Genomic DNA, 15,119 nt, shown 5'->3' on the forward strand with positions numbered 1-15,119 from the left:
TTCAGTCGGCGGATGGAACGGAATGATTGCGGCCTGGCAGCGTGGTTTAGCCAATATCGGCATGGCGAAGAAACTGGGCCTGGGTTTTGGCCTGGTGTTGCTGCTCACCTGCGTGGTGGCGGCGACCGGGTTGATGGCGTTGCAGGCCATCAGCCAGCGCTTCGATGGCCTCAAGCAGATGTCGGCGATCAATACTGCGGTGTTGCGCTTGCGCATGCAGGAACAGACCTTTGCCCTGAGCAGCGATCCGCAGGCGGCGCAGCAGTGGCAACAGGAGGCCGAGGCGCTTGGCGTGCTGGTCGCGGCGCTGCAAAACCAAGCGCCTGCCAGTCAAGCGGCGCTGGCGTCGGTGACGCAGTCGTTGGCTGCCTATCAGAGCGCTTTTAGCCAGTTTGTGACGCTGGCGCAGTCCAAGGATTTAGCGCTGGAGCAGGCCAGTTGGTCGGTGGCCAGCGCTGCTAATAACCTCAACCTGTTGCAGGACGGTTTGGCTGACGACGGCACCTATGAGCTGAAGGAGTCCCAAGGCCTGCGCGGCGCCGAATTTGTGCGCCAGGCGGCGCAGGTCAGCCAGGTTTCGCGGCTGATGCTACAAGCGCTGAATGAGGCCCATGTGCGCCTCAACAACAGCCGCAAGGGCGTCACTGCTGATGCTGCGGCAAGCAGCAAAATTGCCCAGGCCGACGAGGCCTTGCAACTGGCCGAGCAGCTCAAGACCGAGGTCAGCGACGCCGGCTATCGCACCGTGCTCGGCGAGGTGGGCATCCATATCAGTAACTTCAACAGCAAGCTGGCCGAGTATCTGCAGCTGCTCAAGCGTGAGCAGCAGATCCACGGGCAGATGCGCGAGCAGGCTGAGCAAGTGGTGCTGCGGGTCGACCAGGCCTATGCCGAACAGGACGGCGCCATGCAGGCCGAACTCAAGGCCAATTCGGCGTTGATTCTTGGCGCCTCGGTGTTGGCGCTGCTGGCCGGCCTGGCCGCTGCGTTACTGATTACCCGGCTGATAGTGGCGCCGTTGCAGGCGGTGATCCGCGTCGCCCAGCGGATTGCCGAGGGCGATTTGAGCGCCCAGGTACAGGTGCGTGGCAGTGATGAAATTGGCCAGCTGATGAGCGCCATGCAGCAGATGTCCGGCGGCCTGAGCCACATCGTCAGCGGCTTGCAGGTCGGCATCGATCAGCTGGCTGGCTCGGCGCGCAGCTTGTCGACCGTCACCGAGCAGACCAGCGCCGAGGTCAGTAAACAGAAGGAGGAAACCGAGCAGGTGGCCACCGCGATGAACCAGATGACCGCCACCGTGCATGATGTCGCGCGTAACGCCGAAGAGGCCGCGCTGGCGGCGCAAACCGCCGATGGCAAGGTTGCCAATGGCCAGGCGGTGGTGCGCCAGACCCTGACGCGGATCGAGCAGTTGGCGCTGTCCTCCGGTTCGGCTAGCGCCAGTATTCAGAGCTTGAGCCTGGAAATCCAGAACATCGGCAGCGTGCTCGGGGTGATCAAAAGTGTCGCCGAGCAAACCAACTTGTTGGCGCTGAACGCCGCCATCGAGGCGGCGCGGGCCGGTGAACAGGGCCGCGGGTTTGCCGTGGTGGCCGATGAGGTGCGGGCCTTGGCCAAGCGCACCCAGCAGGCCACCGCAGAAATTGAACGCCTGGTGGTTGCCCTGCAGCAGGGCGCCCAGAGTTCGGTGGCGCAGATTCACAGCAGCGGCGAGTTGGTGCAACAGACCGTCAGCGATGCCCTGCAAACCGAGAGCGCGCTGGGCAGCATCGCCGCCGCGGTGTCGGTGATCCAGCAGATGAACCAACAAATCGCCGCGGCCGCCGAGCAGCAAACATCGGTGGCCGAGGAGATTAATCGCAGCGTCAGCACCATCCGCAACAGCGCCGATCAGTCCTCCCTGGCGATGACCGGCAGCGCCGCCAACAGCGTTGAGTTGGCGACCCTGGGCCAGCAGTTGCAAGCGATGGTCGGCCACTTCAAGTTGTAGTGCGTCGCTGCGGGCTTTAGTTAGGCTATGTACCCGTTAAGTGTTGCAAGGGTCGTAACCTTTCGTAAGAGGGAATTAGCCTGATACTTGTATTGTTTGCACCGGCCAATCGCGGATAAATCCGCTCCTACAGGGGTGGCCAGCCAATGTAATTGTTGCAGGTGCCGGGCTTGTGTAGGAGCGGATTTATCCGCGAAGCAAGCGCGGCACCTGCAATCCTGCAGGGCCGCAACCGTTCCTTTCCCCATACTCATCTGGGTCACAAACCAGATGCTACGGGACCTGCGCTTTGCAACAGCTAACGGGACATCGCCCTCAGTTGCGCGCCACGCTGACGCCTTCGAGGTTGGCAAATGAAGTGTCTTTGGCGGTGAGCAAAAAATCGCGCATAAAAGGCGCATCCAACATATCGGTGCGCACGCCGGCGAACAGGGTGGCGAATAGCCCCTTGTCGCCCAGCCGTTTGGCCGTCACATAACCCCGTGAGCTGTATTCGTGCAGCGCCCAGTTGGGCAGGCCGCAGACGCCACGGCCGCTGGCCACCAACTGCATCATCATCACCGTCAGCTCGGAGGTGCGCACCTGGGCCGGCTCCACATCGGCGGGCTCCAGGAAACGGGTGAAGATATCCAGTCGATCGCGCTCCACCGGGTAGGTGATCAGGGTTTCGCTGGCCAGGTCTTCGGCGTGGATAAAGGCCTTGCTGGCCAGCGGATGCTGGTTGGCCACCGCCAGCAACGCCTCGTAGGTGAACAGCGGCACATAGGTGATGCCGGCCATTTCGAGCGGGTCAGAGGTCACCACCAGGTCCAGGTCGCCGCGAGCCAGGGCCGGCAGCGGCGCGAAGGAAAACCCCGAAGCCAGGTCCAGCTCCACCTCCGGCCAGGCATCGCGGAACTGGTCGATGGTCGGCATCAGCCACTGAAAGCAACTGTGGCATTCGATCGCCATGTGCAGCCGGCCGGCGGTGCCACCGGCCAGGCGCGCCAGATCGCGGGCGGCGCCGCGCAGTTGCGGCAACACCGCGTCGGCCAGTTGCAACAAGCGCAGGCCGGCGCTGGTGAAGCGCACCGGCTTGGTTTTGCGCATAAACAGCGACAAGCCGAGGCGCTCCTCCAGCTCTTTGAACTGGTGCGACAGGGCCGATTGAGTCAGGTGCAGGCGCTCGGCGGCGTCCACCAGACTGTCGGCTTCGCGCAGGGCGTGGAGGGTTTTCAGGTGGCGAATTTCCAGCATACAAACCTCGGGTTCAGGGCTGTTTGGGGGTCAGGCAGGGGCCAAGCACCTGGCGAATGCCAGCCGTATCCTGCGGCAGTTGAAACTCGGCGCTGAGCCCTGGCAGCCCGGCTTGCGGGGTCTCCAGGCTCAGTTTAATGAGTTGGCCGCGGCCGGCGTCGGAGGCCCAATAGGCCATTTCCTGCGGCTCGGGTGTCAGCAGAAACTCAAAAATAGTGCCCACTTGAAAGCTGCCAGCATCCCGATAAGCGCCGCTCACCAGGTATGGCTGACTCGGCCGGCTGCCGCTACTCAGACGCAAAGGGCCGTTGGCGGTGGCATCCGGGCCCTCGAAAGGATCGACGGCAAAACCCAGTTTCTCGGCGGAAATCTGCAAGCCCAGGCTGATGCCGGGGTAGTTCGGGTGGCAGCTGAGCATCAAGGTGGCGTTACTGCGAAAGGCCGCCACCTGGGCGCTGCCAGCCAAGCGGGCGGTCAGCAATGGGTTGCTCGGATAGGGTTGCTCGACCAGCCACAGCGGGTTTTGGCTTGAGGCGACCGGCACCTCGGCAAAGCCTGCCAGCGGCAACCAGAGCAATCCGAGCAGCGCGGCGGCCATGGACAGTGGGTGATTAGCGAACATTCCAGTGCGACCTCTGTATGAATTAAACTTGTGCTTATCAAGAATAGGTTGAGTTTGCCTCATGGTGCTGCCGCTGTCGACAATGCTCGCCATCCACAGTTAAGGAGATGGGCAAATGGCATTGGCACACAATCTGGGTTTCCCGCGCATCGGCGCCGACCGCGAACTGAAAAAAGCCCTCGAGGCCCATTGGCACGGCGAGTTGGACGAGGCCGGCCTGCGCGCCGTTGGCCGTGAGCTGCGCGCCACCCATTGGCAACTGCAACAAGAGGCCGGCATCGAGTTGCTGCCGGTCGGCGACTTCGCCTGGTATGACCAGGTGCTGACTCACTCGCTGATGTTTGGGGTGATTCCCCAGCGTTTTCGCCCCCAGCATGGCGCGCCGAGCCTGGACACCCTGTTCAGCATGGCCCGCGGCACGGCTGCGGACCGCTGCTGTGGCGGCGCCCATGCCCAAGAGATGACCAAGTGGTTCGATAGCAACTACCACTACCTGGTGCCGGAGTTCAGCGTCGATCAGCAGTTCCAGCTGAGCTGGCCGCAGTTGTTTGAGGAGGTCGATGAGGCGTTGGCCCTCGGTCACCAGATCAAGCCGGTGATCATCGGTCCGCTGACTTACCTGTGGCTGGGCAAGGTCAAGGGCGCCGGCGCCGAGGCGTTCGACAAGCTGGAGCTGCTGGAGCGGCTGCTGCCGGTGTATGGCGAAATCCTCCAGCGCCTGGCCGAGCAAGGCGTGCAATGGCTGCAAATTGACGAGCCGATTCTCGCCCTGGATCTGCCGCAAGCCTGGAAAAGCGCCTTCGAACGGGCCTACAACCTGTTGCAGTGGTCGCCGCTGAAGAAGCTGCTGACCACCTACTTTGCCGGCCTGGAAGACAACCTCGGGCTGGCGGCCGGCTTGCCGGTGGACGGCCTGCATATCGACCTGGTGCGCGCGCCCGAGCAGTACCCGCAAATACTCGACCGCCTGCCGGCCTATAAGGTGCTGTCGCTCGGCGTGGTGGACGGGCGCAACATTTGGCGCAGCGATCTCGATCAGCTGTTGCCGCTGCTGCAAGATGCCCAGCAGCGGCTCGGTGAGCGACTCTGGCTGGCGCCTTCCTGCTCGCTGCTGCATTGCCCGGTGGATTTGGCCCGCGAGCCGCAACTGGACACCGAGCTGCGCAGTTGGCTGGCCTTTGCCGTGCAAAAATGCGCCGAGGTGGCGTTGCTGGCGACGGCGCTGAAGCAGCCGCAGGATGCCGATGTGCAGACCGCATTGGCCGCCAGCCGGGCCGCACGGCTCAGTCGCAGGCTTTCGCCGCGTATCCATAAACCCCAGGTGCAGGCACGTTTGGCCGCCATCAGCGCCCGGGACACACAGCGCCAGTCGCCGTTCGCGCAGCGCATCGTCCAGCAACGGGCGCTGCTCCAGTTGCCGCCGTTGCCGACCACCAGCATCGGCTCCTTCCCGCAGACCGCCGCCATTCGCCAGGCACGCCAGGCTTTTAAGCAGGGCAAATTATCCGCCGCGGAGTATGCCGAGGCGATGCAGGGGCAAATCCGCCATGCCGTACAGGTGCAGGAGCGCCTCGGTCTGGACGTGTTGGTGCACGGCGAGGCCGAGCGCAATGACATGGTCGAATACTTTGCCGAGCAACTGGATGGCTATGCCTTCACCCGCTTTGGCTGGGTGCAGAGCTACGGCTCGCGCTGCGTCAAACCGGCGATCATCTATGGCGACATCAGCCGGCCCAAGGCCATGACGCTGGAGTGGATTACGTTCGCCCAGAGTTGCACCGACAAAATCATCAAGGGCATGCTCACCGGCCCGGTGACCATGCTGATGTGGTCCTTTGCCCGCGACGATATTTCCCGCGAACAACAGGCGCAGCAGTTGGCGCTGGCAATCCGCGACGAGGTGCTGGAGCTGGAGGCTGCCGGGATCAAAATCATCCAGATCGACGAGGCGGCGTTTCGCGAAGGCATGCCGTTGCGCCACGCCCAGCAGTCGGCCTATCTGGCCTGGGCCAGTGCGGCGTTCCGCCTGTGTGCCAGTGGCGTGGGCGATGCCACGCAGATCCATACCCATATGTGCTACAGCGAATTCAACGCGGTGCTCGACTCGATCGCGGCCATGGATGCCGACGTGATCACCATCGAAACCTCGCGCTCGGACATGCAATTGCTCAAGGCTTTTGAGGCCTTTGACTACCCCAACGATATCGGCCCTGGAGTCTATGACATCCACTCGCCACGGGTGCCGGACAGCGCCGAGATGCTCAAACTGCTGCGTAAAGCCGTGCAGCTGATTCCGGCCGAGCGTTTGTGGGTCAACCCGGACTGCGGCCTGAAAACCCGTGGCTGGCCGGAAACCGAGGCGGCGTTGTTGAATATGGTCGCGGCGGCCAAGCAATTGCGCGCTGAGTTGGCTTAAGGGCTTGGCAGGGTGGCGGGAACGTTTTCGTCTCGCCTGGCAGGCCTGATATAGAGCAGCCGGCGGCGAGTCACTACCGTTCGGCGGGGTTCATCAAATTGTCACCGAACTGTGGCAGCTAGCACGGAAAAACATCCGCAAACTGCGCGCTTGATGAGTCGTGGTGTGTAGGTGTGCAGGATGCGTATTTGGTTATTGTTGCTGGTTCTGGGTGCCGGCCTGCCGTGCTTGGCGGCGACTCATTGCGATGTGCGGGCGCCGACCGAAATCGTCGAGTTGGGCACTGTACGCCTGGCTTACCAAAGCATTGGTCGCAGCACGGACCCGGCGGTGCTGCTGGTGATGGGAGTGGGCGGGCAGTTAATCGACTGGCCCAATTCGGTGCTGACCAGTCTCTGCCAACAGGGTTTGCGGGTGATACGTTTCGATAACCGCGATGTGGGGCTGTCGGCCTGGATCGGGCCGGTGCCGAGCAGCAACCTGACCCTCGGCGCGTTGCGCTACAGGCTCGGCTTGCCAGTGAGCGCGCCCTACCATTTGCGCGACATGGCGGTGGATGCTTTGCAGTTGATGGATGCCTTGCAGATTGAGCGTTTTCACCTGTTGGGCGCCAGCATGGGCGGCATGATCGCCCAGCATATGGCGGACTTGGCGCCACAGCGCATCCAAAGCCTGACCCTGTTGATGAGCAGTTCTGGCTCCCTCGGCTTGCCGGCGCCGCGCCAGGCGGTGCTGGAGTTGCTGGCGCGCCGTGAGGCGCCCAATCGGGCGGTGGCGTTGGAGCAACAAGCGGATTTGCTCGCCGCCTTAGGCAGCCCACAGGTAGCGGATGATCGCGGCCAATTGCTGCAGTCGGCGGCGCGCAGTTACGACCGGGCGTTCAATCCGCCGGGGGTTGAACGTCAGTTGCTGGCTATTCTGGCCGAGCCGAGTCGGGTTGATCTGCTCAAACGTCTGCAGGTGCCGACCCTGGTGATCCACGGCACCGCCGACCCGCTGCTGCCAGTGATGCACGGCGTGCACCTGGCCGCGCAAATCCATGGCAGCCAACTGGTGCTGGTGCGCGGGCTGGCCCATCGTTTTCAAGAGCGCTTCAAGGCGCCGTTGCTGGCGGCGGTGCTGCCGCATCTGGCGGCCCATCAGCTAGCCCCGGAGGGACCACAGTTGGCGCTGGTGCCGGTAAAAACGGCAGAGTACCTGCGCTAATAAAACGGCCGCTCAATCAACCGTTGGCCACGACATTCGGAGCCACACGGGGTAGCACTAGGGTAAAGGTGCAGCCCTGGCCAGGCACGCTGGCAACTTCAATACTGCCGCCGAGCGGGCCAGTCACCAGGTTGTAGCTGATATGCATTCCCAGTCCACTGCCGCCGGTGCCCATGCGGGTGGTAAAAAAAGGGGCGAAAATTTGCCGTTGCACTTCGTTGGACATACCGCAGCCATCGTCGCTGTAGATCATGCGAATGCTGTCACCCTCGACGTTTGCCGTCAGTCGCATGAGGCCGTGATCGCGTCCGGCGAAGCCGTGTAACACCGAGTTGTTGACCAGATTGGAAACGACTTGCTCGATCGGTCCGGGATAGCTGTCCATGTTCAGTCCATCCGGGATTTCGAGTTCAAGGCGGTAGGGAGTTCTGCGTAAACTGCTGTTGAGCAGCGCCGCCACACCGCGGATAACCTCATTGAGGTAGAACGAACGCCGTGCTGAGCTGGTTTGATCAACCGCCAGCTGCTTGAATGTCAGCACAAACTCCGCCGCGCGTTGCAAGCCGCGGAGCAACAGTTCCAACGCGTCGTTGGTGACCTGCAAATAGCTGTCGAGCTCCGAGCGACGCAGTTGCTGCGCCGCGATTAAGCGTTCGAACTCGACCGTTTTGTCGCGCATGGTGCTGGCGACCATCAGGCAATTGCCGAGCGGGGTATTGAGCTCGTGGGCCACCCCGGCAACCACCGAGCCTAACGCTGCGAGCGTTTCCGACTGCACCAGGTGGTCCTGGGTCCGGCTTAGTGTGCGGATTGCCTCCTGTAGCTGGGCAGTCGATGCCTGCAGCGCCTGGGTACGTTCCTGCACCCGCTGTTCAAGTTGCAGGTTGAGATTGATCAGCTTGTTTTCCGCTTCCAGCTGCGCGCTGATATTGCGGGCGATGCCGAGAAAACCGCTGACGCGGCCATCCTCGTCGTGCACCGCACTGATGGCCAGCGACACGTGCAGAGTGCCGCCATCCTTACGCACATAGACCCAATTGTGCGGGCCGCATAAGCCATTGCGGGCCTGTACCGCGAAGGTCTCAAAAGCGCTTATCGGCCGCTTCCACAACTCCGTCAGGAGCCGGGCATGCAGGCGAACTTCGGCGTCACGATGGAATATCAGCGGTAGCTGGCCGCACACCTCGTTTTCAGTGTAACCAAGCATCAGCTCGGCACCATGGTTGAACAGGGTAATGCGCCCCTGCGGATCCATCGAGATAATCGCCACTTCCACCGCGGCGTCAAACAGCGCTTGCAAATGAGCTGTACGTTCGCGGACTTTGACCTCCAATGAATGGCGCTCGAACTCCAGCTCCCGGTTGCGCTCATGCAAGTGTTGGTAAAGGCGGACCCGGCTGAGCATCAGGTTGTCGTCAATCGGTTTGGCCAGATAATCGACGGCACCAATCTCAAAGCCATGGGCAATAAACTCGCTGGCCTTGAATACGGCGGTGACAAAAATAATCGGAATATGCCGAGTGCGCGCGGTCATCTGCAGATGTTCGGCCGTTTCGAAGCCATCCATGCCGGGCATTTGCACGTCGAGGAGAATTAGATGGATATCCCGCTCCACCGTACAGCGCAACGTCGCCTCACCGGAATCAGCTTCCACTATCTCGCAGTCGGGCAGTCGCGACAGTAAGGCGCGCAAGGTAAAGCGGTTGTTGGCGATGTCGTCGACAATCAAGACGCTGAATTTTTCAGTCATGACTTCGCTTCCCCGGGCGCCGATAAATAAAACTGCCGGGTTGGTAGGGCACAAAGCCCTGTTCCTCGGCGACCAGGTTCAACCCGTCTTGCGGCCCGAGCACCAGAAATCCGTCCGCATGCAGGGAGCGTAGAAAACGTTGCAGCACCTGCCGTTGCAACTCGATATTGAAATAGATCATTACGTTGCGGCAAATAATCAGCTGAAACTCGTTGAAGATGCCCTCCTCGGCGAGCGAGTGGCGATGAAACATAACGCGCTGGTGCAAGCGCTCTTCGACCTTGAGAAAGCGCCCGGTCGAGGCCACATGGCTATCGAAGCCTCGGGAACCGCCACTGGCGAGGTAGTTGCTGCGATTGCTGGCCAGCGGCCCGGCCGGGAATAGCCCGCTCTTGGCCAGCTCCAGCAGGTAATGATTGATATCGGTGGCAAACAGGTGGCTGCGCTCCAGCAGGCCCAGCTCGTCCAATAGCACCGCCAGCGAATAGGCTTCCTCGCCCGTCGAGCAACCGGCGGACCACAGCTTGACGATGGGAAAACTGGCCAGATAGGGCAGGATTTTTTCGCGGATCTCGCGAAACTGCTCGGGGTGGCGGAAAAAACTGGTAACCCCGACCGACAGTTCGGCGCAAAGGCGCTCAAACAGGGCCGCATCCGAGAGCACGGCACTCTGGAACTCGGGAAAGCTGCCCAGATCGAAATGCACCATCAGGTTCCTGATGCGCCGCTCCAGGCTGTCACGTTGGTAGCCGCGAAAATCGTAGCCATACTGCTTGAGCAAGGCCTCCAGGAATAACTCCAGCAGCGTCCCGCTCGGGCTGGCGGTCGCGCCGGCAACGGTGGCCGCCGCGACGCTGGTAATGGCGGCAGAACGCAGCACGTAATCGTAGAAGCCGGCCTCCCGCGCCGCGTCCGGCATGACCCGTGCTGGTTCGCACTCATCGCCATCTTCAACAATCACGCTGGAACCCACGGCCCGCAGTGCGCCGCAACCGGCAACGCCATCTTGGCCATAGCCGCACAGCAGCACCGCCAGCACCGCATCGCCATACTCGCTGGCCAGCGACTCGAACAGCGCATCAATAGAGGGTCGGGCGAACTGGATTTTGCGGTCGGCCGTTAGATAGACCAGGCCGTGCGCCACCTTCATGTGATAGCCCGGCGGTGCGACATAAAGGGTGCCGGGCTGCACTGGGATTAAATGCTGCGGCATCACTACGGCATATTCAGTGCGGGTCTTGAGCAATTGGTCGAGCAGATTGGGTTGGTCCTCCTGAACGTGCTGGGCGACAAAGATGGCCATCTCAGACAGCGGCAGTTGCGCGACAATGTGCAGTATTTTGTCCAGGCTTTGCGCTGAACCGGCCAGTGCCAAGGCGCGGCAGCGCCCCCGCGGGGAGCGCTTAACCTGGTTCGATACCTGCCGCACCGGCAGGTCAAGACGCATCAAGCTGTGGGCGAGTAGGGCGTGGTAGGCCACGATTTTTAGGCCGCCCGCGCGGTCCAGTCGCTGCGCTATAGTTTCGATGATTTCTGCCGGCAGGGTATCGGCGTCGTAGAAGGTCAGCTCAAGGGCGCTGCCAGCGCTGGCAGTCGGGAGCTGTTCTTGCAGTGCGGACTTGAGCGTTTCGCGCTCCTCAGTCGTGTCCAGATGACCGAGAATAACTGCCCGGCACAGGTTACCCATGGGCTGAAAAGTAATGCTCATAGGTGCCTGCCCGCAGACCATTTGACCGCTTTGGCGAGCAGCTCGGCGTAGTCCACCGGTTTGGACAGGTAATCGTCGGCACCGGCGGCCAGCACCTTGTCGCGATCACCGGGCAAAGCCTTGGCGGTGATGGCCAAGACCGGAATAGCCGCCAAAGCCGGATTCTGGCGGATCGCCGTGATCGTCTGGTAACCGTCCATCTGCGGCATCATGATGTCCATGATCACCAGGTCAACGCGCTGCTGTTCGAGAAACTCCAGGGCCCGCCGACCGTTGATGGCATTGCTGGTTTTTGCCCCGTGTCGTTCGAGCGCCGCCGACATGACAAACAGATTGCGCGGGTCGTCGTCGGTCACCAGGATGTGTTTGCCGGCCAGCTGCTTGCTGTGGCTTGCGGGGCTAAGCGGCAGCTGCGCAGCCGCGCGCTCGCGCGGTACTTCATGCAGAAAACGTTCGACATTCTCCAGCAGGCGCTGCTCGGCCTGCGGGGTCTTGATGATCATGCTGTCCGAATAGCGGTGCAAGCTGGCGTTGTCCTCATCACTGAGGGCCGTGCTGCCATAAAACACCAAGGCTATTTCTGGGTTGCCGGCCCTGAGCGCCGCAGCAATGTCCAGACCTTGTTGCACTGCGGCCGCGCCCAAGTCGATGATTGCCAAGCGGCAGCCGTATTGCTGTAGCACCTCAACCCACACGGCATTGGGCGCCACGCCGACCACTGAGTCACTCGCTGGGCCGACGATGCGGGCCACGTCAGCGGCGCTGATGTTGCCATTCTCGACCACCAGAATAGGGCTGCCGCTGGCCTGTACGACCGCGCCGAGCAGGGCGACCTCGACATCGGCGAGGCGCTTCTCGTCGACCGGTTTTTGCAGGAAACCGCTGGCGCCTTGGCGCATAAAGGCTTCATCACGATCACGCGCCGAGACTATATAGACGGGGGTGGCCGCTAATTCGCGGTTGCTCTTGAGCTCGTGCAGTACGTCGGCACCATCCATGTCGGGCAGGCCGAGGTCGAGCAAAATACCCTGCGGGCGATGACTGTGTGCCAAGGCCAAACCCTCGAAACCGGTGCGTGCGAGCAAGGTCTTGTAACCCAGGCGGCGGTTAATCAGCATCAGGGTTTGGCCCAGCACCGGGTCATCATCGATCATTAAAATAATCTGATCGTTGGCCGCCAGATTGTTGCGATCATCGTCCGTGGCTTCTGCCGGGACTGGCACGCTACCAAGGGCGGGGGCTAGCCGGGTGGCCGCCGGCGGCAGCTGGGGTATCTGGGCGGTTCTGGTTGCGGGTGCGGTATCGGGCAGCAGCAGGGAGAACTCGCTACCCTGGCCCGGCACGCTCTGCAGCTCAATGGTGCCCCCCAGCAGTTCGGCAAAACGCAGACTGATGGTAAGCCCCAAACCAGTGCCGCCATATTCCCGTGAGGTTGAACCATCGGCCTGCTGGAATGCTTCGAAAATCAGGGCCTTTTGTTCTTGCGCAATACCGATGCCGGTATCGCGCACGCTGAGACAGATCGGTAGAGGGCTGTTCGCACGGCGACTGAGGGTGAAGGTAACCCCCCCCTGCTTGGTAAATTTGAAGGCGTTGGACAGTAAGTTGCGAAGAATCTGCGACAGTTTTCCGCGGTCGGAGATGAATTCGCCCTGCAATCTGTCCTCAACCACCAGGGTCAGCCCCTTGTCGCGCGCTAGGTGCTCGAATACTTCTTGAAATTCGGCGCGCAAGGATTCGCTGGAGACCTTCACCCGCTCCAGGTCCATGCGACCGGCTTCTACTTTTGACAGGTCCAGCACGTCATTGATCAGGCGCAGCAGATCTTCGCCCGAGCGGTGAATGATCTCGGCCCATTTGACCGTCTCGTCCTCGCTCGCGCCCCGTTCATTGCTGGTCATCATTTTTGACAGCAGAATGATGGAGTTCAGCGGGGTACGCAGTTCGTGCGACATGTTGGCCAAAAACTCCGACTTATACTGGCTCGCCTGCTCCAGCTGTCGCGCTTTGGCGTCCATCAGATGACGGGATTCGCGCAAATCCTGGTTTTGCTGTTGCAGTTGTTGTTGTTGCTCCTCCATCTGTGCATTGGTCTGCTGCAGCTCTTCGCTTTGTTGCTGCAACTGCTGCTGCTGTTCCTCCATCTGCGCATTGGTCTGCTGCAGTTCTTCGCTTTGTTGCTGTAACTGCTGTTGTTGCTCCTCCATGTGCAGGTTGACTTGCTGCAGGTGCTCGCTGTGCAAGCGCGCTTCTTTTTCTGCGGTTTCCGCAATGGTCAGCAGCTCACGGATATTTTCCCGCTGTTGCGCCACGTAGAGAAAAGAGGCGATCACCTCGGTCTCGCCGCTGAGAAACTCCTGCTTGAGTTCGTCGAAGCGCTCGAAGCTGGCGAGTTCCACCACCCCCAGCAAGCAGTCTTCGCGCAGCAGTGGGTAGGTATAGGTGTAGAGCGGCAGGGCGCTGCTGGTGCCGGTGACTATGGGCGCGGCGTCGGCGGCGATGGTGGTCAAGATGATCGGTTTTTTCTCCAGCGCCACCTGGCCTACAGCCCCCTGGCCGAGCTGGAAACGACTGCCCAGATTGGCCCGCTCGGTGTACATGTAACTGCCCAGCAGATCCAGGCTCGCTTCGGCCGCATGAAACAGGTAGAGCACCCCGCGCCCCGCGCCGAGATGGCGGCCGAGAACGCCGATAGCCGTATTGGCCAGCTGTTGCAGGGAGAAGTCGCCGGTCAGGGCGGTAGACAGCCGGCTATTGCCGTCTTTGAGCCAATTGCGCCGTTCGTCGTCGGTTTTGGCCGTGCGCAGCAGAGTATTCATGGTGCGGATCGCGTGACCGAGTCTGTCGTGCTGGGATAACAGCGAAATTTCCTGGGAAAAATCGCCGCGACCGATGGCGTCGGCTTGCGTCGCCAAGCGCTCCATGTTTTCCATCAGCAGCTTGATGTTAGCCAGCAGACTGCCTTGGTCCCAAGGCTGAAGCTCGATCTGGGTGTCGAGGTTGCCACTGGCAATTTGTTTCACCAGTTCTTCGGCCATGGCCGGTTCAGCCCCAAGCCGGCGCAAAATCAAACGGTAAGCGACCCATAGGGTGATGATCAGCACCAGAATAGACACGGCCAGCAGGCTGTAGATTATGTATTCGCGACTATTGGCCTGCTGCGCTGCGCTATGGGTGGCGTCGAGGGTGCGCTGGTTGAGCAGGCCGAAGAAGTCATCCACCGGCGTCATGATTCGCACTTTATAGTCGTGGTAGGCGCGGTCGTGCATCATCGCAATAGCTTCGGCGACCGTCGGTTGATCGGCCCGCCGCTTGCCCTCTTGGGTTGCGAGAACCGCGTCCATGGCCACGGTTTCGGTATGCACCAAGCCGTCCGAGTTAGCCTTGGCCTCTTCCAGCTTGGCCATTTCCGCCGCCGAGAAGCCCGCCTGCTTCATCAGTCCGGTCAAGGCTGCCGCCTCGCCATTGGGGCGCGGCGGCGTATCACTGGCGGCCAGGTAATCCCAATAGATGCGTTCGGGCGCTTGCGGTCGCGGTTTTTTGCCGTCGCGAATAGCCAGAATCGCAAAGTATTGCTGTTTGAAGCGAGGGTCGCCGGTGACTACATAGGTTCGGGCCAGCCGGGTCAGGTCGTCCGAACTCTGGCGCAGCTCGTCGGCCAGCAGGTAGGACTGATAGCGCGCCTGTAAGGCCCCGCTTAGTTCGCCGTAGGATGAGGTCAGGGACAGGGTGGCGGCGATGATCAAGGTCATCAGCAGGGTGATCACGGCCCCCAACAGCAAAAACAATTGCTTAACGCTGAAGTGCTTAGTCATGGCTTGCCGCCCCTGTTGATCGACAATCTCGCCTAGTCCAGTGGAGTCACTGCAATGCCGTTGAACGCCACCCGCACCCTGGGTGCGTTCGCCTTAGGCTCAGTAGCCTAGGTGCAATCCAGTTTAGCAGCCGCTCCAAACTGTGCTTGGTGGCGACTGATCGCACTGGTCGCGCTGACCCGCCGGTACGGCTGCTGATGCGATTGGCGCAGCATGTTCAAGGTGTGTTTAAAAAGGCTCTGTACCCGTTAACTGTTGCAAGGTCTAAACTCAAGACGCGTGCTCATCAAGGAGTACCGTTATGGATGCCCAATCCTTTCAACACCTGCTGGTTCGGCTTGATCTGCTCACGATCAAACAGAAATCCATCGTT

7 protein-coding genes and 2 pseudogenes are annotated in these 15,119 nt (G+C 61.3%); 4 read left to right on the forward strand and 5 right to left on the reverse strand.

Features of this window, described 5'->3' with window-relative positions:
* Window positions 1–61 precede the first annotated feature (61 nt).
* Window positions 62–1,132, forward strand: a pseudogene (locus tag Q8R10_RS20875) (HAMP domain-containing protein); the annotation flags it as partial.
* 267 nt (window positions 1,133–1,399) lie between these two features.
* Window positions 1,400–1,993, forward strand: a pseudogene (locus Q8R10_RS20880) (methyl-accepting chemotaxis protein); the annotation flags it as partial.
* Between the two features lie 315 nt (window positions 1,994–2,308).
* Here Q8R10_RS20880 and metR read toward each other — a convergent pair.
* Together metR and Q8R10_RS13585 are read right to left on the reverse strand one after the other, a co-directional pair.
* Window positions 2,309–3,229 (reverse strand): transcriptional regulator MetR, encoded by a 921-nt coding sequence (gene metR, locus Q8R10_RS13580; protein ID WP_305654365.1) that lies wholly within the window; start codon window positions 3,227–3,229, stop codon window positions 2,309–2,311.
* A 13-nt stretch (window positions 3,230–3,242) separates the two neighbouring features.
* Entirely contained in the window at window positions 3,243–3,851 is a 609-nt protein-coding gene (locus tag Q8R10_RS13585) for a hypothetical protein (protein ID WP_305654366.1), read from the reverse strand.
* A 115-nt stretch (window positions 3,852–3,966) separates the two neighbouring features.
* Between Q8R10_RS13585 and metE the strand changes: the two genes are divergently transcribed.
* A complete protein-coding gene (gene metE / locus Q8R10_RS13590) occupies window positions 3,967–6,267 on the forward strand; it encodes a 5-methyltetrahydropteroyltriglutamate--homocysteine S-methyltransferase (protein WP_305654367.1) in 2,301 nt (766 codons plus the stop codon).
* Between the two features lie 180 nt (window positions 6,268–6,447).
* Complete coding sequence (locus tag Q8R10_RS13595; RefSeq protein ID WP_305654368.1) at window positions 6,448–7,473, forward strand: alpha/beta fold hydrolase; 1,026 nt, start codon at window positions 6,448–6,450, stop codon at window positions 7,471–7,473.
* Window positions 7,474–7,489: 16 nt separating this feature from the next.
* Here Q8R10_RS13595 and Q8R10_RS13600 read toward each other — a convergent pair whose 3' ends face one another.
* The 3 genes from Q8R10_RS13600 to Q8R10_RS13610 are packed head-to-tail and all read right to left on the reverse strand — an operon-like array spanning window position 7,490 to window position 14,746.
* Complete coding sequence (locus tag Q8R10_RS13600) at window positions 7,490–9,223, reverse strand: response regulator (protein WP_305654369.1); 1,734 nt, start codon at window positions 9,221–9,223, stop codon at window positions 7,490–7,492.
* Window positions 9,216–10,931 carry a chemotaxis protein CheB gene (locus Q8R10_RS13605; protein WP_305654370.1) on the reverse strand — a complete coding sequence of 572 codons (1,716 nt, stop codon included), beginning with the start codon at window positions 10,929–10,931 and terminating at the stop codon, window positions 9,216–9,218. The genes Q8R10_RS13600 and Q8R10_RS13605 overlap by 8 nt, the downstream gene beginning before the upstream one ends.
* The gene (locus Q8R10_RS13610) at window positions 10,928–14,746 is read right to left on the reverse strand and encodes a response regulator (protein WP_305654371.1); all 3,819 of its coding nucleotides are present in this window, start codon (window positions 14,744–14,746) and stop codon (window positions 10,928–10,930) included. Before Q8R10_RS13610 ends, Q8R10_RS13605 begins: the two co-directional genes overlap by 4 nt.
* Window positions 14,747–15,119 lie beyond the last annotated feature (373 nt).

The organism is Pseudomonas sp., from assembly GCF_030698175.1.
GTDB lineage: Bacteria > Pseudomonadota > Gammaproteobacteria > Pseudomonadales > Pseudomonadaceae > Aquipseudomonas.